This window comes from Amycolatopsis sp. cmx-4-54, assembly GCF_046548895.1.
Taxonomy (GTDB): domain Bacteria; phylum Actinomycetota; class Actinomycetes; order Mycobacteriales; family Pseudonocardiaceae; genus Amycolatopsis.
The window spans coordinates 145,302-168,107 of the sequence record NZ_JAEBEJ010000015.1 but is presented as its reverse complement, the minus strand read 5'-3'; the positions used below and the strand labels follow the sequence as shown (position 1 = coordinate 168,107).

The window sequence follows — 22,806 nt, the reverse complement described above, 5'->3', positions numbered from 1 at the left end:
CAGGGAGTGCGGGGGGCTCAGGACGGCGGAAGGCGATCCGTGACGGACTTCGAGAGGTCGATGGCCATGGCACAGAGTTTTTCCGACGAGATGTTCTCTTTGGTTTCCACGGTTACGTCGGCCACTTCGGCCCACTCCCCGTCGGCCGGGTCGGCGGCACGATATCTCCGGTGGACGATGGTGATCTCACAGCCGATGTCGCCGTCTCCGGCTTTCTGGGCCGGTTCGACGAAAGCGTCCCGGGAACCGATCTTGATCAGTCTGCCGTCGGGGCCGTCGACCGGCGGGCGGTTGCGATGGAACTCGACGATCACCTGGAGCGGCGCTTGCTCCCAGTAACAGGTCCACTGGCCGAAGTCAGGCTCTGGCTTGACTCCGGCCACCCCGAGTACCGATGCTGTTTCGTCCGGCTCAAGCAGGTCACACGCGTTCAGATTGCGCAGCGAGCCGGCGGGCGCCGCGGGCCTGCGGGGAACTTCGCCGGCGGCGAGCGCCACCACCACGCCGCTCGCCACGGCTTCGGCCATCCCGCACAGATCGGCGCGCCCGTTCTCCAGGTGCCGCGCGAACACACCGACCTCGTGTCCATCCGGCATCCAGACGTATCGCGGGCACTCGCCCTTTTCCGGGGCGGGCCGTTGTATGGGCCCGAGGCGACCAAGGCGATAAGCCGGTGGCGGTGGGTCCAGCACGCCGCGTAGTTCCACCCGGACTTCGGCGATGTCGGTCTCGTCCGGGCTGAGTCGAACCCGGAGGAAGCAGTTGTAGAACGGCCCGTACTCGGAATCCAGCTTGACGGTTCCGAAGCGGGCGAGCGAGGCCACTTCGATCAAGGAGCACGGATCGGCAGTGCGTGCGTCTCCCATGACACCGACCCTCGCCTGTTCCGGTATCGGCGGCGTCTCAGTGCGCGGAGCACGCCACACGAGGCCCGCCGCGAACCCCGCTACCAACATCGCCACCAGGCCGAGACAGGTCACTAGCAGCCGCCGCCCGGACGCCGACCTGCGGCCGTGAACGGGGCCGCGCAGAGGCGTGAGTGGCGCGGCGTCGCCGGTGATGTCTTCGAACATGCGCTTGACCATGCCTGCGGGCGGCCGCTGGCCCGGCTCAGTCTCCAGCAACGCGGTGAGTGCGGGGGCCAGCGTCCCGGCCTCGGACAAGGGCCCCAGCTCGCCGGCCGCGGCGCGGCGCAACTGCACCAGCGGGCCGAGTTCGTTGGCGCCCCACGGCGAACGCCCGACGACCGCGGCGAACAGCGTCGCGCCCAAGGAGAACACGTCGGCCGGTGCTTGCATTTCCCGACCGTCGGCGACTTCCGGGGCGAGGTAACCGGGCGTGCCACCCACCAGCGCGCCGCCGGTAACGGTCACCTGCGCCCACCGCGCGATACCGAAGTCCGTCAGTTTCGCGGTGCCATCCTCGGCCACAAGCACGTTCCCCGGCTTGACATCGCCGTGCACCATCCCTCGCTCATGCATGGCGGCCAGCGCGTTGGCCAGCTGCGCGCCAATCCCGGCCGCCTCGGCCGCGGAGAGCGGACCGTCGGTCTCGATGATCTCGGACAGGGTCCGGGAAGGCAGGTACTCCATGACGAGCCAGCGGACCTCGTCGTCGAGCACCACATCGAACACCGTCACGACGTTCGGGTGGTGCAGACCGGCGCCGATCCTGGCCTCTCGTCGAATCTGACCGCTGTCGCCCACATGGGATTGCTTGAGAGCCACCACCCGGCGCAGTTCGAGATCGAAGGCGCGCCACACGACGCCCATGCCTCCACTGCCGATCCGCTCGTCCAGACGGTAACGCCCAGCGATGACCTGCTCACGCACTCGGCAAACACTAGCAGCACATCCCTGCAAAGTCGGAGGAGCGGAACCAGCCTGATACTCCACCCTTCGATACGGCGCTTCCCCGCGCTTCCCGCACCGCAATCACCTTGTTGGGGTCTGTCCCGTGATCGGTGTTTCCGGCGTTGTTGATCAGTAGGTTTCGGCTCCCGGCCAGCGGTCACCGAACGTGATAGCGAACGCGTTGATCACTGGCTTCCAGCGCATCGTCCATCGGGCGCGGCCTGCCCCGGTCGGGTCCAGGCTGCGGGTCACAAGGTACAGGCACTTCATCGCGGCCTGCTCGGTCGGGAAATGCCCGCGGGCGCGGATCGCCCGCCGGTAGCGGGCGTTCAGTGATTCGATCGCGTTCGTGGAGCAGATCATCGTCCGAATCTCGACGTCGTAGTCAAGGAATGGGGCGAATTCATCCCAAGCATTGCGCCATAGACGAATCACCGCCGAATGCTTCGCGCCCCATTTCTCTTCGAATGCGTCGAGAGCAGCCACCGCGGCGTCCCCGGCTGGGTGCTGTGTAGATGGGTTTGATGTCGCGTTTCACCGCGTCCCAATCCCGGCGGGACACGAGCCGGAAGGTGTTGCGGATCAAGTGAACAATGCAGGTCTGGACGATGGTTTGTGGCCACACGTTCGTCACGACTTCGGGCAGGCCTTTGAGTCCGTCGCAGACAAGGAAGAACACGTCCCGCACACCGCGGTTCTTCAGGTCGATCAGCACGCTCATCCAGAACTTCGCGCCCTCGCCGCCGGTGCCCATCCACAGCCCCAGGACGTCCTTGCGGCCGTCCACGGTGACGCCGATAGCCGCATAGACGGGCCGGTTGGCGACCTGTCCGTCACGGACCTTCACGTGGATCGCGTCGATGAACACCGCCGCGTAGACCGCGTCAAGCGGCCGGTTGGCCCACTCGTTCATCTCCGCGACGACCCTGTCCGTGATCCGCGAAATCGTCTCCTTCGACACCGAGGCGCCATAAATCTCAGCGAAATGCGCCGAAATCTCCCCGGTCGTCATTCCCTTCGCATACAACGACAACACGATCTCATCCACTTCGATAAGCCGGCGCTGCCGCTTCTTCACGATCTGCGGCTCGAACGTGCTTTCCCGATCCCGTGGCACGTTGATGTCGACCTCACCCGCGGCATCCGAAACCACCGTTTTAGGTCGAGTGCCGTTCCGGACATTCGTTGACTCGCGATCCGGTTCAGCCTGGTTCTTCTCATGACCGAGGTGCTCGGTCATCTCCTCATTCAACGCGGTTTCCAGCACATTCTTGGTGAACAGTTTCAACAGGCCGTCCGGGCCGGTCAGCGCCAGCCCGCGAGCCTTCGCTTCGGCCACCATCGCCGCCGCGGCCGCCTGCTCCGGCGACAGCTCCCGCGCCGGCTTGGACTCACTCTTACGTGGACTCACAAGCTCCGATGTCATCACTCACAGTGCCCATCTCGCTGGACCTCAGCCCGGCGTGTCGGGCCGGAAACACCGATCTTGGGACAGTCCCCCTTGTTGAGATGGGGGGTTCTTGTTCTTCCTCTGGGTGTCTTCATACCGTTGGTTCGGTCGATAGGGTCTCCGTCCTGAGCAACGCAGTCTTTGAGGGGGGCGGATGACTACTGTCTGGTCTTTGGCGGAGCTGGACGCGGTGTTCCGGCAATGCTGGGATGAGCGAACATGTGACCCTGCCATCTCGTGGGATTCCGCTAACCCCGCTGCTGGGCATTGTGGTGTCACATCGATGGCAGTGGCGGAACTACTCGGTGGTGTCTTGCTCTGGTCGGAGGTCTTTCGACGCGATGGCCGGCCCGACGGGCTCCACTATTGGAATCGTTTGCCGAGCGGCCTGGAGCTCGACCTCACTCGTGATCAGTTCCGAGACGGTGAACATTTCAGCGAGTCGTCCGTGCAGCAGCCGCTCCGAATCGCAACCGCACGAATGGCCACGCGGTATGACCTCTTTGCCTGCCGTGTGCGAGCTCGTCTGGGCGGGTTGGTACCTGAAGGAATCCCGGCGGCGTGCATCGGCTCCCGCAGTATCGAGATGCCGTCAGAGTTTTAGCCCCTGCTAGGCCAGCCTCTGCTGCGCCGTGAACCTTTCGACGTCCGGCCCCGGGTCGCCGACGTCCTGGAGGACCAGGTCCCCTCCATGGCTTCGTTACCTTCTGCTCCGGCCTTGGTGACGGTCCTGGTCGGCGCCAACGACATGCTGGCCCCGCCCGCCGCCGCGGTGTCGAGAACCGGTTCACCGAGTTGCTCGACCGGCTCCCTGCCGGACGTTCGGTGTCGCCACGCTCCCACACGGCATTGCCGCGGCCAACGCGGTCCTGGACACGGCGGGCGCCTGCGGCCGAATCCAGGTCGCTGACATGCGCGGACCGCGCTCGGGCCGGTGCGTGGCAGTCTCGCCGACGACTGGTTCCACCCGAATGACGTCGGTTACGCCCGGATCACGGAGATCTTCGAAGCCCGGTGCGCGCGGCGGCGTCATTCCGGGTCGGCGACCGACACGGCCCGGCGGATCTCCTCCGCCACCCAGGCCATGGTCGTACGAGCCCGCACGGGGTCATCGGTGAGAAAGTAGTGATCCACTCCCGGCGTCCGGTCGTACACGACGTCGATTCGGGCGTCACGCAGCCGGGCTGCGTACCGATCACCGTCGCCGCGCAAAGCGTCGTGCTCGCCGGTGAGGATGACCGCGCGCGGCAGGTCCGTCAGATCGGGGGCCAGCAAGGGTGACGCGTAGGGTCCCGCCGGGTCGACGGTTCCGGGAAGTACACCCGGCGGACCAGATCGCGCAGGCCTGGCGAGATCATCCCGCCCGCGACCGGGTCCGGGTCGCTCGCGAGATCCAGTGCGGGCACCCCGAGCACCTGGATCGCGGGACGCCAGGTGCCGGCGTCACGAGCCTGCAGGCAGACGGCCGCCGCGAGACCACCGCCAGAAGAGAATCCTCCCACCGCGACCCGTGCTCCGGTGGCCACCCAGGACGCGGCGTCGAAACACTGGTGCTGCGCCACCGGAAACGCGACGTAGGGACCACATCGGAAGTCGACGTTGTACACGGTCAGCCCCACTGTCGCGGCGACATAGCGGCACCACCAGTCGTCCATGGCCGGGTGGCGCATCAACCAGGCTCCACCGTGAAAGTGCACATACGCGCCGTCGAGGGCCGGGTCCGGTGGCCGGTAGACGTAGACGCGGACTTTTCCGTGCCGGGTCGGGATCCACACGACCTTCGGCGAGGGCAGCTCGTTCCCGGCGAACCGCAACGTTTCCCCGTACCGCACGGTCCATCGCGCCGACGCGTGCATGACCGTCGCCGCGAGCCGATCCTGGAACCTCATACCGTTGGTTCGGATCCAGTCCGCCGCCGGACGGGGTGCCGGCCGCCGTCGACGCCATGGAGTGAACCGGCAACGACGACGTCGGTACTGGCTTTGTCCTCGATGCGTTGGTGCCCAGCTACGGCTGCCGTCGTAGACCGGGCGAGTCCTTTACCGTCGAATCGGGTTGTGCCGACCTTGTCCGCCACCCGCCGGACTCGGCCGCGGTGGTTGAGGTGGCCGGTCCGTACCGCGGCTTGAGCTGCGCACCGAGGATCGGTTCCTGCGTGCCGGAGGGGGCGCGGCGCGGCCCCGGCGCCCGATCTGGCCGTGGACAGCCTGCTCCGGGGAACCGTCGGTCCCTGAGGTCCCCCGGCCAGCCGTCAGCGCTTGCGACGGAACCGGGCAGCGGCGTCGCGGGCCCGGTCGCGGTTACGCGGGTCGCTCGCCGCGCGGCGGGCCTTCTCTGTCAGCGCCTTGCCCTTGGAGCTCTGCAGGAATGTCTTGACCCGGTTGATCAATCCAGCCATCGTTTTCTCCTTTGTCCGGTTTACGCGTACCAGCGACATACCCGCCGAGCGGCATGTCCAACCAAGCCCACCGTTGCGGCGGCGGGGTGAACCCCAGCTCCGGCCGGCGGACCACGGTTAGGTCTGGCAAGCTAAGCGCCGCCCCGTCGATCGTGGCCGCGGCGAAAGTGCCGGATCAACGTTCTCGCCGACCACCGACCGCTGTGCTCCTGCCCTCGGCCGACCTGTCGTACACCACTCGGCCTCCGACGATGGTCAACTCCGGCTGCAACCCGGTGAGCGCGGAGTCCGGCACGGTCAGTGGGTCCTGGTCGAGCACGACGAGATCCGCCAACCGGCCCGGCGTGAGCGAGCCTTTGTGATGTTCGGCGTGCTCGAAGTAGGCGGCGTTCGCCGTCCAGAGGCGGATCGCCTGTTCGCGGGTGAGGCGGAGGCCGGAGGGGACTTCGGCAAGCGGGTTGGTGGCTACGCCGGTGAAGGTGGCGAGGCCTCGTCGCCAATCCGGGAAGCAGACCGGGGCGTCGGAGCTGTCGGCGACCGGCGCCCCGGCTTCCAGGAGGGCACCGGCGGGGAAGGCCTGGCTCCAGCGTTCCGTTCCTACTGCCGCGCTGATCGTCGCCCCGCTGTAGGTCCTCATCAGGGAGCTTGTGATGACGCCGATCTGGTGCTGTCCCAGGCGGCGGATGGTTTCCGGGGCGAGCAGCGTGCCGTGGATGAGGGCGTGGCGGGCATCGGGCCACGGATCCTGTTGCTGGGCGCGAATTATTCCGTCTGCTGCTGCGTCCGCCGCGCGGTCTCCGGTGACGTGGATCTGCGCCTGGAGGCGGTGACGGTGCACCACTTCGATCAGGTCCAGAAGGTGACTGTAGCGGGCGTGGTCGTCCGCGCCGGGTGTTACGAGGTGGCCGGACGTGCCGTCCGGGTATGGGTCGTGCAGCCAAGCTGTGCCGTGACTGGGGACGCCGTCGGCGAAGAGTTTCACGCCGCCGATCCTGAGCCGGCCGTCGCCGAGACCGGTGGCGACGCCGCTTTGGTCGAGCATGGTCCTCAGACGGTCCAGCGACGTGGTCGGCGAGGGCCAATCCCAGTGGAGCAGGGCGTTGACGCGTACGGTCAGGCGTCCTTGCTGGTGCAGCACGGTGTAGTCACGCAGGAGTTCCGGCCAGACGATCGGGTCCGTCACGCTGGTCACCCCGAGTGTGTTCAGCACACGCATGCCGTCGACGATGGCGTCATGACGTTCCTCTGTGGACAGAGCGGGAATGTGCCGGGTGACCAGTTCTCCGGCGGATTCCAGGAGCATTCCCGTCGGTTCGCCGTCCCTGTCCCGGACGATGACGCCACCGACCGGATCCGGTGTGTCGCGGTCGATGCCCGCCACGCGCAACGCGGCGGTGTTGACCAGGATCGAGTGGCGGGACGCGTGATTCAGCACTGTCGGGACGTCGTCGGTGACGGGATCGATCACTGTGCGGTGTGGCTCGAGGTCCGGGATATTGGCTTCGCGCCAACCCTCGCCGATCAGCCAGCCACCGCGGGGTGAGTGTTCGCGCAGAGCCGCGCGCAGCGCGGGTACCGAATCCACTGTGGTCAGATCGGCGTTGCGGCGGGACTGGCCGAACATGGCGAGGTGGAGGTGCGCGTCGTTGATGCCCGGCAGGACCGCGCGGCCGTCGAGGTCGATGACTCGCGTGTCCGGGCCGATCAGCGCCGTGGCGTCGTCACCGACGGCCGTGATCCGGTCGCCGGTGATGGCCAGTGCGGTGGTGACGGTGAAGTTCTTGTCGACGGTCAGTACTTTGCCGCCGCGCAGCACGATGTCCGGCATGAGTTCGGGGGTCACCATCCTGTTTCCAGTACTCGGTCCAGTGCCGCGGTCAGCTCGTCCGCGTGGGCTCTGGTGAAGGTGAGCGGTGGTTTGATCTTGAGAATGTTCCAGGCCGGTCCGGTCGGGTACACCAGCACGCCTTCCTCCTTCATCCGCTCGCAGACGGTCAACGTCTCGGAAGCGGCCGGTTCCTTGGAGACGCGGTCGCGGACGAATTCCACGCCGCTGTAGAAACCCTGGCCCCTGACATCGCCGATGAGGGAATGCCGCGTGGTGAGTTCACCGAGCCGGTCACGCAGGTACTGGCCGACGGTGAGCGCGTTGTCCTGGAGCTTTTCCTCCTCCATGACGCGCAGCAATTCCAGGCCGACCGCGCAAGCGACCGGGTTCCCGCCGTAGGTGGAGAAGAATCGCCCGGTGCTGTCGAAGGCTTCCGAGATCTCCCGTGTGGTGACCAGCGCCGCCACGGGGAATCCGTTGCCCATGGCCTTGCCCATGGTGACGAAGTCGGGGACCACCCCCTGCGTCTGGAATCCCCAGAACGCCTCGCCGAGGCGGCCGAATCCGACTTGGACCTCGTCGGCGATGGTGAACACACCGCGCTGCCGCGCCGCGTGGTGGATCGGCGCGAGATAGCCGGGCGGCAGCACGATCTGACCACCACCGGCCAGCAGCGCCTCGTACAGGAACGCCGCGGGTATGACCTCGTCCATCGCGTCGACGACATGCCGGGCGTACTTCGCACCGGCGTCCGGATCGTCGTAGCCGTAAGCGCCGCGATAGCGATCCGGTACCGGCGTGGGATGTGTGGTGTCCGGCTTGCCGTAGTGCTTGTACCGCGACGGGCTCACGTCCGCCACGGTGGTGGTGTAGCCGTGGTAGGCGTCGTCGATGATGACGACGTCGTCTCGCCTCGAGATGTATCGGGCCATGCGCAGGGCCAGGTCGTTGGCTTCGCTGCCGGAATTGAGGAAGTACACCACGTCCAAGCCGTCCGGCAGGGTCGCCGTCAAGGCCTCGGCGTACTCGGTCAGAACATCGTAGACGAACCGGCTGTTGGTGTTGAGCCGTCGCAGTTGCCTCGTCGCGGCTTCGACCAGCCGGGGATGACCATGGCCGAGGAGCGTGACGTTGTTCAGGGCGTCGAGATAACCGCGTCCGGTTTCGTCGTAGAAGCGGCAGTCTCTCGCACGCACCATGTTCACCGGTGCGCTGAAGTACGTCGGATGGGTGCGCGGCAGGTGGCGATCACGGCTTTCCAGTGCCCGTTCGGTCGCCGGAGTCCACGCCGTCGCGCCGATCAGCGGGCCGGGGTCGAGCAGCAACTCCCGCCACACCGGCACGTCCTCGTGAGCCACCGAACCTGGAACCCGGCGCCATCCGTCGAGCGGGACGACCGACAGCTGAACGAGCAGCCGCCCGGCCGGCCCGACCTCACCGATGCGCTGCCCTCCGGACATTTCGCCGCCCGCCACCGAAGACAGTCCACTGTAGATCGTCCAAAAGCGGACACCGGGGGCCGGTTCGTGGCGGATCACCAGATCCGCGGCCGGATGCCCGGTCTCCACGGTTCCCGCGATCGGTGCCGACACGGGTGTGCCCGCGGCGACGAACAGGTCGAGCCCGGTTCGAACGGCCCCGTCGTCGGCGAATCGAGGCTCGCCATAGCGGCCTGTCACGGGGCGGCCGTGGACCGCGGCCGCTTCCGCGCCGCGCACCGCCGCCGAGTCGCGCGGATCGACGTCGTCGAACACGGCACTGCCTGCCGACAGGTCGACGGAATTCAGGTCGAGGTCCACAAGGGCGCCGCCGGGATTGGCGGTGAGCCAGGCGGTGACCGCGTCGCGAGCGGGATGTGCCGGCAGTCCGCACGCATGGCGCAGGGTGGCGGTGCCGACGTCGGCGGGCACCTCGGCCAGCACGCGCGCAAGATCGGCGGCGGCGGGTGACCGGTGGCGTGGATCGCCATGGTCCCTGGCGGTGTCGAGCCGCGCGGTGGTGGCCGCGACCGTTGCCGCGCGGACTGCGACCATGGGATACAGCAGGTCCAGTTCGGCTTCGGTCAGCGGGCACGCTCGGTGGTACGCGGTGGTGAGTGCGGCGGCCACGCGGAGTGGCTGGGTCTGACCGCGCATCGCACTGGCCAGGAGTACGGCCAAGTCGGCGACGCGGGCCGTGTGCTGGGCGTCGCCGAAGTCGATCACTCCGATCACCCGCCGCTCACGGCCCGCGCCGACCAGGATGTTGAACGCGTTGAGGTCGTGGTGGACCACACCCTGCGGCAGTGCGGGCAGCTGGTCCAGCCGAGGCACGAATTCGGCCTCCACCAGGCTGATCGCGTCTCGCAGACCCGGATCGGCGACGGCGGACAGCGACTCGGCCAGCGCCGTGGGTGCGTGCGGGAACTCCCAATAGTGCGGCGGTGGCGGCTCGGGGTGCTCCCAGGCGGTGGTCGCCGCGGCGAGCTTGCCCGCCATGGCTCCGATGTCGGCGCTCAGTTCGGCGCTGCGGCTGCCGACCTCGGCCAGCGGCGCGCCCGGCAGCCAGGTGAGCAACCGGGCGACCAGGTCACCGGCCACCGGAACCACCTCACCGACCACCCTGGGCACCGGCAGATCCGGCGCGTGCCGGGCCAGGTGCCGCAGCAAAGCGTCCTGGAACCGCACCGCGGCGAGATCGTCGGCGGAGCACACCTTGAACACGTACTCGGTGCCGGATTCGTCGGCGATCCACAGGTTGCGGTCGGTCTCGCCCGCCAACGGACGAGTGCGCACGGCGGTCACGCCGAAACCGTCGCCCAGCACAGCACGCACCGTGGCGTCGTCGAGGTCGGGAACGCCTGCGGTGATCCGCAGGTACCGGGAGTCGACAGCGGACATCAGAACGCCACCACCGATCGCAGAGCCGAGCCGTCACGCAACGCGTCCAACGCCGACGGCACGCCGCCCAGCCCGATCCGGGCACTGATGAGCGGTTCGAGTTGCAACGTGCCGTCCTGCCATGACCGGATCACGCGTGGATAGTCCCGGTGGATGTCGCTGGAGCCGAACACCGAACCCATCAGACGGCGGCCGTTGGCGTACAGCTCTCGTGCGGTGAACGGCACCACCGCGTCCGGCGCCCCGACGCCGACCACGATGGTGGTGCCACCCCGCCGGGTGGCGTCGTACGCCGCCCGGATGGTGCCGGGAATCCCTACCGCCTCGAAGGCGACGTCGAATCCGTCCCCCTCTGTCAGCGCGCCGATCGCCCCGGTCAGCTCGTCCGGCGAGGCCACGGCGGTCGCGCCCAGCCTCGACGCGAGCTCACGTTTGGCGGCGACCGGATCGACCGCGAGTACTTCGGAGGCACCGGCGGCGCGGGCGGCCTGGACCACGGCCATCCCGACACCGCCGCACCCGATCACCACGGCGCTGTCCCCCTGTCGAAGCGCCGCGGTGTTGCGGACCGCGCCCACGCCGGTCGTGATGCCGCAGCTGACCAGCGCACCGATCTCGAAGGGCACGTCGTCGGGCAGCGCCACCAGGTTGTGCTGTGTCACCACGATCTCCTCGGCGAACGCGCCGCAGCCGGCCTGTGCGGGCACCGGCATGCCGTCCACCAGGAACCGCGGACGCCGGTAACCGGCTGTCATGGCGAACGTGCACAGTTCGGGTTGTCCCCGCCGGCACCACGGGCACGACCCGCACTGCGGCACCCACGACACCATCACCCGGTCCCCCACCGCCACGCCGGTCACGTCCGGGCCGGTTTCGACGACCTCACCGGCCGCCTCGTGGCCGAGCACGACCGGCGGGACGATGCCGAGCCGTCCGGTGGCGGCGGAGAGGTCCGAGTGGCACACGCCTGCCGCGCGTACCCGGACTCGCACCAGGATGTCGATGACGTCGATGGTGGACACGTCGCTCCGGATCTCGATTCCGTCCACTCCGCTGCGTTGCAACACCGCGGCCCGCATCCGTTTCTCCTTTCGGCTCAGCCGGTTTGCCATGTCGTCCACGCCTGGACGACCCGGGTGTAGTTGCCGGTCCACCAGTCCGCGTCGATGAACACCGTGTCGGCCGCGCGTTCGGGGCTGAGCACGTCGATCTGCCGTTGGAGGTCGTTCAGGCCCGCTGCGGCTCGGGTGTTGGCGGCACCCGCGCCGGACAGTTCGGCGAACTTCGCGCCCTGTTCCGGGCCGGAGGCGTACTTGATCAGTTCCTGTGCCTTTTCCTTGCGCTGGCTGCCTTTCGGCACCACGAAGACGTCCCAGGTCACCGGGACCTTGGCGGGAACGCGTTTCCACTGCGTGCCACCGGCTTTCAGCGTGGAGTAGGCGCGTGCGCTGACGATCAGCGCCATGTCGGCCTGGTTGTCCACCATGACCTGCTGTTGCTGGCCGTAGGTCTGGGCGAGTGTCAGGTCGCCGCGGATCCTGCCGTACGTCCGCAGCGCGCGGTCCATGTCCAGCGGATACAGCCGGTCGACGGGCACGCCGTCGGCGAGCAGTGCGGCTTCCAGCTGACCGGTGGACGGATCCTTGGCGTACACGACACGTTTGCCGGGGAACTTCCCCGGGTCGAAGAAATCCGCGAGGCCGGTGGGCGGGTCGGCGCCGTACGTCTTCTCGTTGTACATCAGCACCAGGCCGAAAAAGGCCGCGGGCACACCGCAGTCGGACAAGGTCCCGGCCGGGAAGCTGTCCTTCAGCGGGCCGACGTCGATCTTCTCCAGCAGTGTTCCACAGTGCTCGCGTGCCAGGAACGCGTCCGTGTCGACGACATCCCAGGTGACCCGGCCCGCTTCCACCATGGCGCGGAGTTTGGCGTTGTCCGACGGGCCGTCCAGCACCACCTTGACGCCGGTTTCCTTCTGGTACGGCTCCAAGAACGCCTTCTGCTGCCCGTCCTGGTACGCCCCTTTGCCGTACGACACGAACGTCAGCGACTCGCCGTCTCCACCGGTGCCGCACGACGCCAGCAGCAGGGCGGCAACGGCCACCAATCCCAGTCGTCGCACGATTCATCCTCCTTGAACGCTGGTCTGGTGACTCGGACTCCAGCTGGTGATCACCGGTTCGCCGGGCGCGGCGGGCAGCGAGGACCCGGCCGGCCGCATCGCGGATCCTTCGGTGCCGTCGTCGAAGCGCAGCCCGATCCGGTGGTGGTTGCCGACATAGACGACCTCGGTGATCACGGCTTTGCGGCGTTGATGCCCGGCCGGCACGCTGTCCGGCCCGGGGTGCAGGTCCAGCCGCTCCGGCCGGACCAGGATCGCCCGCTCGTGGTCGTCACCGTCTTCGGTGAACACATTGGACTCGCCGAGGAACCTGGCCACGAACAACGTCGATGGTCGCTCGTACAGATCAGTGGGTGTGCCGACCTGTTCGACCTTGCCGTTGTTGAACACGGCGATCCGGTCGGACAGGGTCAGCGCCTCCTCCTGGTCGTGGGTGACGAACAGGAACGTCATGCCCAGCTCCCGGTGCATCCGGGCGATCTCCCTGCGCAGCTGGTCGCGCAGCTTCTTGTCCAGCGCGCCGAGAGGTTCGTCCATCAGCAGCGCGCGGGGCTGGTACACCACGGCACGCGCCAGCGCGACGCGTTGCTGCTGGCCGCCGGAGAGCTGGCGAGGCAGCCGGTCGGCGCAGTCGGACAGCCCGACCAGTGTCAGCGCCTGCTCGACGCGTGTGCGGATCTCCGGCTTGGACACCGCGCGTTGCTGCAGCGGGAACGCCACGTTCTTGGCCACGGTCAGGTGCGGGAACAGCGCGTACTGCTGGAACACCACGCCGAGGTCGCGCTTGTGCGGTTTGAGGCCGCTGATGTCCTTGCCGTCGACGCAGATCGAACCGCTGGTCAGCGGGACGAAACCGGCGATCATCGACAGTGTGGTGGTCTTGCCGGAACCCGACGGTCCGAGGAAGGTCATGAACTCGCCCGGCGCGATGTCCAGCGAGACGTCGTCGACCGCGGGACGGGGCAGCCCGGTGAACACTTTGGACACTCCGGAGATCCGGATGCCGTGGCTTACGGAAGGATTCATGCGTCGCTCCGGCGTCGGCGGATGAGTTGGGGCAGCAGCAGTGCCGCGGTGGTGACCACGACGATCAGGCTGGACGCCGCGGCGATGGTCGGGTCGATCTCCAGCGTGATCGAGTCGTACATCTGGACCGGCAAGGTGCGGGTGTCCGGTGTCTGCAGGAACAGCGCGATCACCACTTCGTCGAAGGAGGTGACGAACGCGAACACGAAGCCGGAGGCGATGCCCGGTGCCAGCAGCGGCAGGGTGATCCGGTGGACGATGGTCCAGCCGGACGCGCCGAGGCTGGCGGCGGCTGTCTCGACCGTGCGGTCGTATCCAGCGAGGCTGGCCGACACGGAGGTGACCACGAACGGCACCGCCAGCACGGTGTGCGCCAGGACGAAACCGATGAGTGTGCCGTTGAGATGCCAGCGCAGGAACGTGGCGTAGATGGCGATCGCGACCACGATCCCGGGCACGATCATCGGCGCCATCATGGCCGAGCGCAGCATTTCCCGGCCAGGGAACCGGCCCCGGTCCAGCCCGATCGCGGCGGCCACGCCGATGACCGTGGCGAGCACGGCCGTCAGCACCGCGGCCTGGACCGACGTGAGCACGGAGTCCATCCACTGCGTGGAGGAGAAGAACTCCTCGTACCAGCGCAGTGACCATTCCTTCGGCGGAAACTCGAACGTCCGGCCGGCGCCGAGGCTCATCGGGATGACGACGAGCGTGGGAGCGAGCAGCAGCACGGCGACCGCGACGACCCACAGCCGCAGGCCCCAGCCGATCTTCCGTTTCGCGCTGCCCGGTTTCGTCCTAGGCACGGTCCACCGCCTGGTTCAACGCGGTCGCGGGACGGGCGATCCGCCTGACCGCGAACAGCACGACGAGGGTCACGACCAGCAGCACCGTGCCCAGCGCGCCCGCGCCGGGGAAGTCGAGCAGATCACCGACCCTGGTCTCGATCACCTGGGACACCAGTGACTGCTGCGGGCTGCCCAGCAGCGCGGGCGTGACGAAGAACCCGAGCGTCACGATGAACACCAGGCTGAAGCCGGACACCACGCCCGGCAGCGACAGCGGGAGGTAGATCCGGGCGAAGGACTTCGGCCTCGAAGCTCCCAGGCTGGTGGCCGCGTCCATCAGCTTCAGGTCGATGGTGTTCATGGTGCTGTACAGCGGCAGCACCATGAACGGCAGCATCACCTGGACCATCGCCACGGTCACGCCGGTGACGCTGCCCAGCAGCACCACGCCGTCGATGCCGATCGCGGAGAAGAACCGGTCGATCAGCCCGCCGCGCTGCTCGAGCAGATACCAGGCGAAGTTGCGGGCCATCACCGACGTCCAGAACGGCAGCAGCACCAGCACGGTGAGCACCGCCCGCATGCGGTGGGAGACCCGGGTCATCGCGTAGGCGTACGGGTACGCGATGACCAGCGTCGTCAAGCCGACGATCAACGCGGTCCGCAGCGTGCGCAGGAGCACGGTGATCGAGACGCCGTCGGTGAACAAGGCGGAGTAGTTGTCCAGCCCGACCGTCGGTTCGGTGAAACTGCGCCACACGATGATGGCGAGCGGGTAGAAGAAGAACACCAGCAGCACCGCGATCGCGGGCAGCAGGATCCATCCCGCCACCGGCCGGCGGTGGCGCCTCGGCGGCACGTCCGCCGGCCCGGTGTCGGGCAGGGTGTCCGGCATGGTCTGAGTCATCGGCGTCATCCCGCCAGCCATTTGCTGAACCGCGCGGTCACCGCGTCGAAGTTCTGTGCCCACCACTTCGCGTTCCCGAGCACCACCGTGTGTTCGTGCTCCGGCGAGAACGCGTCGATGCGGCGCTGGACGTCGTCGAGCTTCGGCGTGGCGTTCTGGTGCGCCGACTGGACCGAGGCGAGTTCGGAGAACTTCACCGCCTGCTCCGGTTTGCTGGCGAACGCGATGAACTTCATGGCCTGCTCGCGGTTCGGTGAGCCTTTGGGCACGACGAGGTCGTTCCAGTTCACCATGGTCTTGTCCCACACCGTCTCGAACGGCGCACCCGCCTTGAGCGTCTGGTAGGCCCGTGCCGTCGAAACGAGCGCCAAGTCGACTTGACCGTCCACCATGGACTGCTGCATCTGTCCGTAGGTCTTGGCGAACGTGGTGATCGGCTTGATCACGTCGAGCTTGCGCAGGGCGCGTTCGACGTCCAACGGGTACAGCCGCGCGGCGGGTACGCCGTCGGCCAGCAGCGCGTACTCCAGCAGGCCGGTCGCGACGTCCGGCGGCACGATCCTGCGGCCGGGAAAGCGCACCGGATCGAAGAAGTCCGCGATCGTCGTGGGTTTCGTGCCGGTGAACTTCCTGGTGTCGTACATGAAAAGGATGCCGTAGTAGAACGCGGGGACGCCGCATTCGCTGACCGTCTCCGGCCGGAACGCGGAGCGGTCGATCACGGAGAAGTCCAGCTTCTCGACGTACTTCCCGCAGTACTGCTCGGCGGCGGCGGCGCTGGTGTCGACCACGTCCCAGGTGACGTTGCCCGCCTCGACCATGGTGCGCAGCTTGGCCTCGTCCACTGGGCCGTCGTTGCGGAACTTCGTCCCGGTCCGGTCGGTGTACGGCTGCTGCCACGCGATCTTCTGGTTGTCCTGAAAGGAGCTTCCGGTGGACACGAACGTGAGTGACGGTTCAGCCGGCCCGCTCCCGCCACACGCGGTCGCGAGGAGCAGGACCAGTGCCAGGCAACCGGTTGTTCTGATACGGCGCACGGCGACCTCCGAAGTCGGCGTTGACTCTTCTGATCAGTTCCCGGCTGCCCGCACGTGGGTGGACACGACATCGACCAGGGTGTCGGCTTGCTCGTCGGTGATGACCAACGGCGGCGAGATGACGATGTTGCTGCCCGCGGCACGGATGATCACCCCGTCCGTTCGTGCTCCGGCCTGCACGCTCGCGGCGTCGCGGTCGAGCTCGATGCCGAGCATCAGGCCGACGCCCCGCACCTCGCGGACGTGATCGAGCCCGGCCAGCGGTGCGAGTCCGTCCATGACGCGGGCGCCGACCGTCTTGGCGCGTTCCAGCAGGCCTTCGCGTTCGAGGATGTCCAGATTGGCCAGTGCGACGGCGGCGCCGACCGGGTGGCCGTTGTAGGTGAAACCGTGCGAGAACAGGGCGCCATCGGCCAGGTCCAGCACGCGCCTGCCGATCAGGACCGCGCCCATCGGGATGTATCCGCTGGACAGGCCCTTGGCGGTGACGATCATGTCCGGTTCGATCCCGTAGTACTGGGCGGCGAACCAGTGGCCGACGCGGCCGAATCCGGTCACGATCTCGTCCAGGATCAACAGGATGTCGTGGCGGCGCAGGACTTCCTGGACGCGGGGCCAGTAGTCCGCTGGCGGCGGGACCATGCCGCCGACGCCGAGCACCGGCTCGCCGATGAACGCGGCGATGCGGTCCGCACCCAGCTCGGCGATCTTGTTCTCCAGCTCGGCGATCAGCGTGTCGGTGTCGTGGTCGAGGCGGTGAGGCTTACCGAGGAACTCCACGTCCGGCAGCAACGGCCCGAATCCGGTGCGGAGCCGGTCGATGCCGGTGGCGGCGAGTGATCCGCCGCCCATGCCGTGGTATCCGGCGGTCCTGGCCAGGATCACCGTCCGCTGTGGACACCCGGCGTTGTACTGCGCCAGCCGAGCCAGTTTGATCGCGGTCTCGTTGCCCTCGGAGCCGCCGTTGGTGAAGAACACGCGCTCGATCCCGGCGGGTGCGAGCTTCAGCAGCCGGTCGGCCAGCCGGATGGCCGGTTCGTTGGAGTAGTCGTTGAACGAGGAGTAGAACTCCAGCCGCTCGATCTGGGCGGCCGCCACGGCGGCCAGTTCCTTGCGGCCGTGGCCGACCGGGCATTGCCACAGGCCGCACGTTCCGTCCAGATAAGCCTTGCCCTGTACGTCCCAGAGCATCGCGCCCTCACCCCGGTCGAAGATCACCGGAAGGTCCGGGGCGCCGATCGTCGTGTGCGGGTGGATGATGCCGCCCATGTCCATCGCTTCGAGTGTGGTCATGCCCGCCGTCCCTCACAACTTGATCGTGAACGCTTCGGCCGCCGCTCTCACCGCGGCTCTGGCGGCTTAGTCTCACTCCCGCTGTTGTCATTGTCAACACCTGAACCGTGACACTGCCCCGTTTCTCGCCTCCGCCAGGAGAGGAAGCTCGAACGCCAGTTCCCGGCCGTACGCCGCAGGCCGTGGATCCGGCGTGAAAACGCCCCGGCAGCGCCGCGCTGAAGTCAGCTGTTGACACTATCAACAGGCGTCTGTCACGCTCGGCGCCATCGCCGTCCACCCGAAACGCGGCCCTGCCCTCCACGGTGGACAGACCTCCCTTGAGCTGCGAGGAGCTTCCATGAATCGGTTGAGCAGACGCGGGGCGATACTGGCTGCCGCGACCGCGGCCGTCGCGCTGCCCGCTGCCACGCCGGCGGTCGCCGGCGCCGCACCATGCGGATCGCTACAGCCCGAGCCCATCCCGGCCCCCGTGCCCGCCAGGGAAGGTTTCCTGGACGTGCCCGGCGCGCGGTTGTGGTTCTGGGACACCGGCGGCCACGGCCCCGCCGTCGTACTGGTGCATCCGGGCAGCGGCAGCGCGTTGTCCTGGCCCTACCAGCAGCCCGTGTTCGCCAAGGCCGGATACCGGGTGATCGCCTATTCGCGGCGTGGGCACTACAACTCCTCGATGCCCGAACCGGGCGATCCGGGTGTCGGCGCCGACGACCTGCACGCGCTGGCCGATCACCTGGGCCTGCGGCGGTTCCACCTGCTCGGCGCGGCACTGGGCGGCTACTACGCCACGGACTATGCCTTGTCGCACCCGGAACGGTTGCTCAGCCTGGTGATCGTGAGCAGCTTCATGGGCATCTCGGATCCCGAGTACCTGCGGGTGACCGAATGGCTGCGGCCGCCGGGCTTCTCGGACATGCGGCACGACTTCCTGGAGCTCAGCCCGTACTACCGGGCCGCCAATGAAGCGGGCGCCCGCGAGTGGCTGGCGATCTCGGACAAATCGCTGGGTGGGCACGACGTCGAGAGCCAACAGCTGTCCCAGCCGATCAGCTGGGCACGACTGGAGACCTTGAAGGTGCGCACGCTGCTGATCGGCGGGGACGCGGACCTTTATCTACCGCCGCCGATCCTGCGAATGATCACGGCACATCTGCCGGACAGCAGCTCGATCATCTACCGCAAGGTCGGGCACTCGGCGGGTTGGGAGCGGCCCGGCGAGTTCAACCGTGACGTGCTGAAGTTCCTGTCCGGCGGGCGGTTCCCGCACGAGATCTGCCGGTGAGTGGGAACATGTGCTCGCCTCGCCGGGAACCGGGGAGGCGAGCACATGTTCTCAGAGCTTGATCGCGACCGACTTCGTCTCCAGGAACGCCTCGATGCCCTCGGCGCCACCTTCCCGTTCCTGGCCGCTGTTGTGCATGCCGCCGAAGGGCAGTTCCGGGCGGACCGGAGCCGGGTCGTTCAGGCCGATGACGCCGAAGTGGAGCCGATCCATCGCGGTCCAGAGCCGGGCCAGGTCCTTGCCGAACAGGTACGCGGCGAGCCCGTAGTCGGTCGCGTTCGCGCGGCGCACGGCTTCCTCGTCGGTGTCGAACGTGTACACCGGCAGCACCGGCCCGAAGGTTTCCTCCCGGCTGATGAGCATGTCGTCGCGGACTCCCGTGAGGACGGTCGGCTCGTAGAAAGCGCCTTTCAGCTCCGCAGGGCCGGACCACCGCTTGCCTCCGGCACGGACCTCCGCGCCGCCGTTCACGGCGTCTTCCACGTGCCGTTCGACCTTGTCCAGCGCGGTGTGGTCGATCAGCGGGCCGACGGTGGTGCCCTCGGCGGCTCCGCGGCCGAGGCGCAGGCTCGCGACCTTCTCGTCGATCAAGGCGAGCAGTTCGTCGTGGACGGACCGGTGGACGAACAACCGGTTGATCGCGATGCAGCTCTGTCCGGCGTTGGCGAACTTCGCCGCCACCACACCCGCCGCCGCGGCGGGCAGGTCGGCGTCGGCGAAGACGATCGCGGGCGAGTGCCCGCCCAGTTCCAGAGAGGTGCGCCGCAGGTGCGTGGTGATGCCGCGGAGCAGGCTGAGACCGACCTCGGTGGAGCCGGTGAAGCTCACTTTCCGCAAACGCGGGTCGGCCAGCAGCGCTCCCGCGACCTCGGCGGGCCGGGAGGTCGTGATCGATTGGAGCACTCCGGCGGGCAGGCCGGTGTCCTGCAGGACGCGCACCAGCTCGGTGGCGATCAACGGCGTCTGCTCAGCCGGCTTGACCACGAGCGGCGAACCCGCCGCCAGTGCCAGGCCGACCTTGCGGACGAGCATGCTCGCCGGGAAGTTCCACGGCGTGATGGCCAGCGCCGGTCCGACCGGAGCCGTCACCACCAGGCCGGGACCGTTCGGCGCGGACGGCAGAATTCGCCCGCCCGCCCGGCGCGCCTCCTCCGCGCTCCACTCCAGCATGCGCGCGCAGCCGAGAAGTTCACCACGCGCCTCGGCGAGTGGCTTGCCGTTCTCACTCGTCAGCAGCGGCGCCAGGGTCTCGAGCCCGGTGCGGATCGCGGCCGCGGCCCGGCGAAGGTAGCCGCCGCGTTCCTCCACGGTGACGGCACGCCAGGTGTCGAACGCCGCGCAGGCCGCGTCCAGCGCGGCTCGCGCGTCTTCCGCGGTGCCGTCGGCCACCCGGCCGACCGGTTCCAGCGTCGCCGGGTCCAGGACCTCGAAGGATGCACTGCCCTGCCGCCATTGCCCGTCGATCAGCAAGGTCGCCCCGGAGTCCGCCGACATCGCCCAACCCTTCGTCGATCACGCCGTTTCCGGCCTTGGCCGCATCATGCCGCCGCACTGTTGTTATTGTCAACAGATGAACCCAGCTCGGGATTTCCTCGGAACCGCCGCCGGTCGGCGAACACGGACCGGCGTCGAACGCCTACAGTGCACGACATGAAGTCCACGTCAAACGCCTCGCCGGACCCCGACCCGCCGGAGCGGGCCGACACGGAGCAGGCCCTTCCGGAACGGGCCCGGTCGCGACCGTCGGACCGGCTGCCGATCCACGGCCTGCTGTCCTACCGGCTCAGCCGGGTGGCCAACGCGATGTCCCGCAGCGCCGCACTGCGCTACCGGCGCGAATTCGACGTCAGCCTCGGCGAATGGCGGACCATCGCGCTACTCGGCGCGGACGCCCCGCTGACGCTCAACAAGCTGGCCCGACTGGCCGCACTGGACAAGGCGCAGATGAGCCGAGTGGTCGCCAAGCTCAGCGACCGCGGCCTGGTGCTGCGCGAACTGGGCGCCGGGCGGACCACGCAACTCACCCTGACCCGCAAGGGTGCCGCGCTCTATCGCGGCCTGATCAGCGCGGCCAACGAGCGCGACGAGGCATTCCTCGTCTGCCTCACCGACCAGGAGCGCCAGGTTCTGGACTCGGCACTCGCCAAGCTCGGCACACTCGCCAGAGCACTCGAACGCGCCGAGGAGCGATAACCGGCTCACTGTTGACATTATCAACACCCTTCTGACACGCTCGCACCATCGTTGTCGTCAGGAGGTGCGGCCGATGGCCGACCGTGTCACGATCTGCGAGTGCTTCGCCCGCGACGGGTTGCAGCACGAGCCGGATTTCGTCCCTACGGACACCAAGCTGTCCGCCATCGGCGCGTTCGTCGCGGCAGGCTTCCGCCGCGTCGAGGCGACCAGTTACAGCCACCCGGACCGCGTGCCCGCGTTCCGCGACGCCAGCGACCTGCTGGCCCGGTTGCCGCGCGGAACGGGGGTCTCCTTCAAGGCGACCTGTCCCAATCCGCGCGCCGTCCACCGGGCACTGGCCGATCTGGACGCGGGGAACGGCGCCGACGAGCTGAGCCTGCTCGTCTCGGCGACCGAGAGCCACACCGAGCGCAATCTGCGGACCACCCGCGCTCGGCAGTGGGAGAACGTCGAGGAGATGGTGCGCCTGACCGGCGGCCGGTTCACCTTGGTCGGCGTCATCTCGATGGCGCTGGGATGCCCGTTCGAGGGCCACGTGGATCCCGGGCGGGTGGTGGACGACTTCGGCCGGTTCGCCGAACTCGGCGTTTCGCTGGTGACCGTCGGCGACACCACGGGCCTGGGCGTACCGACCACGGTCGGGCCGCTGTTCGCCCGGCTGGCCAAGGAATTCCCGGACGTGCCCGCCGTGGCGCATTTCCACGACACCCGGGGAACGGCACTCGCCAACTGCGTCGCGGCGTTGGACGCCGGCTGCCGGTACTTCGACAGCGCGTTCGGTGGCGTGGGAGGGCATCCGGCGCGGATCGGGTACGGCAGTGGCCTGACCGGCAACACCTGCACCGAAGACCTGGTCGCCATGTTCGAGGCCATGGGCGTCGGCACCGGCTTGGACCTCGATCTGCTGATGGCCGCGTCCGCCCGGTGCGAGGAGGTGCTCGGCCGTCCACTGCACAGCATGGTCGCGCGTGCCGGGCTCGGTTCGGGAGCCACCCATGACAGCTGAGGAGACCATCGTGCGCCAGGAAGTGGTATTGCGGGAGGACCACGGCCCGGTCCGGGTGATCCGGCTCAACCGGCCGGACAAGCACAACGCCCTCAACACCGAGTTGACCACGGCCCTGCTGGACGAATTGCTCGACGCGGACGCGTCCGACTCGGTTCGCGCGGTGGTGCTCGCCGGCGAGGGTCGCAGTTTCTGCGCCGGCGCCGACATCACGGAGTTCGCCGGGCTGACCCCGGATCACCAGGACGCCGTGGTGCGCCGCGCGGAGCTGACCGCCCGCAGCCAGCTTCTGCCGCAGCGGCTGAACAAACCGATCGTCTCGGTGGTCTGGGGCGCGGCACTCGGCGGCGGCGCGGGGCTGGCGATCGGCTGCGACATGATGGTGGTGACCGAAGACGTGAAATTCGGCTATCCCGAACTGAAGCATTCCCTGGTGCCCGCCATCGTGATGACCGGGCTGCAACGCCAGATCGGCCGCAAACTCGCGTTCGAGATGATCAGCCACGGCAAACTGCTCGGCGCCGCGGACCTCGTCCGGCTCGGCCTGGCCAACCGGTGCGTCGGGCGTGACGAAGCGCTCGGCGCCGGGATCGAGATCGCCGCCAAGTGGAGCGAACCGTCCCCAGCGGCGATGGCCGCCACCAAGGACTTGTTCTACCGTGTCGCCGACCTGCCGGTGGACCAGGCCATGCGGGCCGGGCAGGACGTCAACGCGATCATGCGTGGTTTTCGGGGCTGATGACG

General features: G+C 68.2%; 16 protein-coding genes and 2 pseudogenes. 4 read left to right on the top strand and 14 right to left on the bottom strand.

Going from position 1 to position 22,806, the window contains the following annotated elements:
- Nucleotides 1-17: 17 nt before the first annotated feature.
- The 13 genes and pseudogenes from ACLJQ7_RS36910 to ACLJQ7_RS36850 all read right to left on the bottom strand — a co-directional run bounded on the left by ACLJQ7_RS36910 (nucleotide 18) and on the right by ACLJQ7_RS36850 (nucleotide 17,581).
- A complete protein-coding gene (locus ACLJQ7_RS36910) occupies nucleotides 18-1,832 on the bottom strand; it encodes a serine/threonine-protein kinase (RefSeq protein ID WP_410652811.1) in 1,815 nt (604 codons plus the stop codon).
- 150 nt (nucleotides 1,833-1,982) lie between these two features.
- A pseudogene (locus tag ACLJQ7_RS36905) lies at nucleotides 1,983-3,279 on the bottom strand (IS256 family transposase).
- A 1,053-nt stretch (nucleotides 3,280-4,332) separates the two neighbouring features.
- Nucleotides 4,333-4,958, bottom strand: a pseudogene (locus ACLJQ7_RS36900) (alpha/beta hydrolase fold domain-containing protein).
- A gap of 596 nt (nucleotides 4,959-5,554) precedes the next feature.
- Nucleotides 5,555-5,701 (bottom strand): hypothetical protein, encoded by a 147-nt coding sequence (locus ACLJQ7_RS36895; RefSeq protein ID WP_410652810.1) that lies wholly within the window; start codon nucleotides 5,699-5,701, stop codon nucleotides 5,555-5,557.
- A gap of 175 nt (nucleotides 5,702-5,876) precedes the next feature.
- Nucleotides 5,877-7,547 (bottom strand): amidohydrolase, encoded by a 1,671-nt coding sequence (locus ACLJQ7_RS36890; RefSeq protein WP_410652809.1) that lies wholly within the window; start codon nucleotides 7,545-7,547, stop codon nucleotides 5,877-5,879.
- The gene (locus tag ACLJQ7_RS36885) at nucleotides 7,541-10,408 is read right to left on the bottom strand and encodes an aminotransferase class III-fold pyridoxal phosphate-dependent enzyme (protein WP_410652808.1); all 2,868 of its coding nucleotides are present in this window, start codon (nucleotides 10,406-10,408) and stop codon (nucleotides 7,541-7,543) included. The genes ACLJQ7_RS36890 and ACLJQ7_RS36885 overlap by 7 nt, the downstream gene beginning before the upstream one ends.
- The gene (locus ACLJQ7_RS36880; protein WP_410652807.1) at nucleotides 10,408-11,487 is read right to left on the bottom strand and encodes a zinc-binding dehydrogenase; all 1,080 of its coding nucleotides are present in this window, start codon (nucleotides 11,485-11,487) and stop codon (nucleotides 10,408-10,410) included. Before ACLJQ7_RS36880 ends, ACLJQ7_RS36885 begins: the two co-directional genes overlap by 1 nt.
- Before the next feature lie 17 nt (nucleotides 11,488-11,504).
- Nucleotides 11,505-12,530, bottom strand: a complete 1,026-nt coding sequence (locus ACLJQ7_RS36875) for an extracellular solute-binding protein (protein ID WP_410652806.1) — start codon at nucleotides 12,528-12,530, stop codon at nucleotides 11,505-11,507.
- A gap of 3 nt (nucleotides 12,531-12,533) precedes the next feature.
- Nucleotides 12,534-13,556, bottom strand: coding sequence for an ABC transporter ATP-binding protein (locus tag ACLJQ7_RS36870; protein ID WP_410652804.1), 1,023 nt, complete (start codon nucleotides 13,554-13,556; stop codon nucleotides 12,534-12,536).
- Nucleotides 13,553-14,362 carry an ABC transporter permease gene (locus ACLJQ7_RS36865; RefSeq protein WP_410652803.1) on the bottom strand — a complete coding sequence of 270 codons (810 nt, stop codon included), beginning with the start codon at nucleotides 14,360-14,362 and terminating at the stop codon, nucleotides 13,553-13,555. Before ACLJQ7_RS36865 ends, ACLJQ7_RS36870 begins: the two co-directional genes overlap by 4 nt.
- Complete coding sequence (locus ACLJQ7_RS36860; RefSeq protein WP_410652802.1) at nucleotides 14,355-15,251, bottom strand: ABC transporter permease; 897 nt, start codon at nucleotides 15,249-15,251, stop codon at nucleotides 14,355-14,357. The genes ACLJQ7_RS36865 and ACLJQ7_RS36860 overlap by 8 nt, the downstream gene beginning before the upstream one ends.
- A 5-nt stretch (nucleotides 15,252-15,256) precedes the next feature.
- Nucleotides 15,257-16,192, bottom strand: a complete 936-nt coding sequence (locus ACLJQ7_RS36855; RefSeq protein ID WP_410652801.1) for an extracellular solute-binding protein — start codon at nucleotides 16,190-16,192, stop codon at nucleotides 15,257-15,259.
- A 129-nt stretch (nucleotides 16,193-16,321) separates the two neighbouring features.
- Nucleotides 16,322-17,581: an aspartate aminotransferase family protein gene (locus ACLJQ7_RS36850; protein ID WP_410652799.1), complete on the bottom strand. Its 1,260-nt coding sequence runs from the start codon at nucleotides 17,579-17,581 to the stop codon at nucleotides 16,322-16,324.
- 340 nt (nucleotides 17,582-17,921) lie between these two features.
- Between ACLJQ7_RS36850 and ACLJQ7_RS36845 the strand changes: the two genes are divergently transcribed.
- The gene (locus ACLJQ7_RS36845; protein ID WP_410652798.1) at nucleotides 17,922-18,860 is read left to right on the top strand and encodes an alpha/beta fold hydrolase; all 939 of its coding nucleotides are present in this window, start codon (nucleotides 17,922-17,924) and stop codon (nucleotides 18,858-18,860) included.
- 51 nt (nucleotides 18,861-18,911) lie between these two features.
- Here ACLJQ7_RS36845 and ACLJQ7_RS36840 read toward each other — a convergent pair whose 3' ends face one another.
- Complete coding sequence (locus tag ACLJQ7_RS36840) at nucleotides 18,912-20,354, bottom strand: NAD-dependent succinate-semialdehyde dehydrogenase (RefSeq protein WP_410652797.1); 1,443 nt, start codon at nucleotides 20,352-20,354, stop codon at nucleotides 18,912-18,914.
- Between the two features lie 156 nt (nucleotides 20,355-20,510).
- Between ACLJQ7_RS36840 and ACLJQ7_RS36835 the strand changes: the two genes are divergently transcribed.
- The 3 genes from ACLJQ7_RS36835 to ACLJQ7_RS36825 all read left to right on the top strand — a co-directional run bounded on the left by ACLJQ7_RS36835 (nucleotide 20,511) and on the right by ACLJQ7_RS36825 (nucleotide 22,801).
- Nucleotides 20,511-21,053, top strand: coding sequence for a MarR family winged helix-turn-helix transcriptional regulator (locus ACLJQ7_RS36835; protein ID WP_410652796.1), 543 nt, complete (start codon nucleotides 20,511-20,513; stop codon nucleotides 21,051-21,053).
- A gap of 73 nt (nucleotides 21,054-21,126) precedes the next feature.
- On the top strand, nucleotides 21,127-22,062 hold the full coding sequence (locus tag ACLJQ7_RS36830; protein WP_410652794.1) for a hydroxymethylglutaryl-CoA lyase: 936 nt from the start codon (nucleotides 21,127-21,129) through the stop codon (nucleotides 22,060-22,062).
- The gene (locus ACLJQ7_RS36825) at nucleotides 22,052-22,801 is read left to right on the top strand and encodes an enoyl-CoA hydratase/isomerase family protein (RefSeq protein WP_410652793.1); all 750 of its coding nucleotides are present in this window, start codon (nucleotides 22,052-22,054) and stop codon (nucleotides 22,799-22,801) included. Before ACLJQ7_RS36830 ends, ACLJQ7_RS36825 begins: the two co-directional genes overlap by 11 nt.
- The last annotated feature ends 5 nt before the right edge of the window (nucleotides 22,802-22,806 follow it).

What these genes read in the sequence shown, in the direction of transcription:
- ACLJQ7_RS36870 (WP_410652804.1), bottom strand. Translation starts at nt 13,556, where the DNA reads ATGAATCCTTCCGTAAGCCACGGCATCCGGATCTCCGGAGTGTCCAAA.
- ACLJQ7_RS36840 (WP_410652797.1), bottom strand. Translation starts at nt 20,354, where the DNA reads ATGTCGGCGGACTCCGGGGCGACCTTGCTGATCGACGGGCAATGGCGG.
- ACLJQ7_RS36895 (WP_410652810.1), bottom strand. Translation starts at nt 5,701, where the DNA reads ATGGCTGGATTGATCAACCGGGTCAAGACATTCCTGCAGAGCTCCAAG.
- ACLJQ7_RS36890 (WP_410652809.1), bottom strand. Translation starts at nt 7,547, where the DNA reads ATGGTGACCCCCGAACTCATGCCGGACATCGTGCTGCGCGGCGGCAAA.
- ACLJQ7_RS36860 (WP_410652802.1), bottom strand. Translation starts at nt 15,251, where the DNA reads ATGACTCAGACCATGCCGGACACCCTGCCCGACACCGGGCCGGCGGAC.
- ACLJQ7_RS36850 (WP_410652799.1), bottom strand. Translation starts at nt 17,581, where the DNA reads ATGACCACACTCGAAGCGATGGACATGGGCGGCATCATCCACCCGCAC.
- ACLJQ7_RS36830 (WP_410652794.1), top strand. Translation starts at nt 21,127, where the DNA reads ATGGCCGACCGTGTCACGATCTGCGAGTGCTTCGCCCGCGACGGGTTG.
- ACLJQ7_RS36825 (WP_410652793.1), top strand. Translation starts at nt 22,052, where the DNA reads ATGACAGCTGAGGAGACCATCGTGCGCCAGGAAGTGGTATTGCGGGAG.
- ACLJQ7_RS36845 (WP_410652798.1), top strand. Translation starts at nt 17,922, where the DNA reads ATGAATCGGTTGAGCAGACGCGGGGCGATACTGGCTGCCGCGACCGCG.
- ACLJQ7_RS36885 (WP_410652808.1), bottom strand. Translation starts at nt 10,408, where the DNA reads ATGTCCGCTGTCGACTCCCGGTACCTGCGGATCACCGCAGGCGTTCCC.
- ACLJQ7_RS36880 (WP_410652807.1), bottom strand. Translation starts at nt 11,487, where the DNA reads ATGCGGGCCGCGGTGTTGCAACGCAGCGGAGTGGACGGAATCGAGATC.
- ACLJQ7_RS36835 (WP_410652796.1), top strand. Translation starts at nt 20,511, where the DNA reads ATGAAGTCCACGTCAAACGCCTCGCCGGACCCCGACCCGCCGGAGCGG.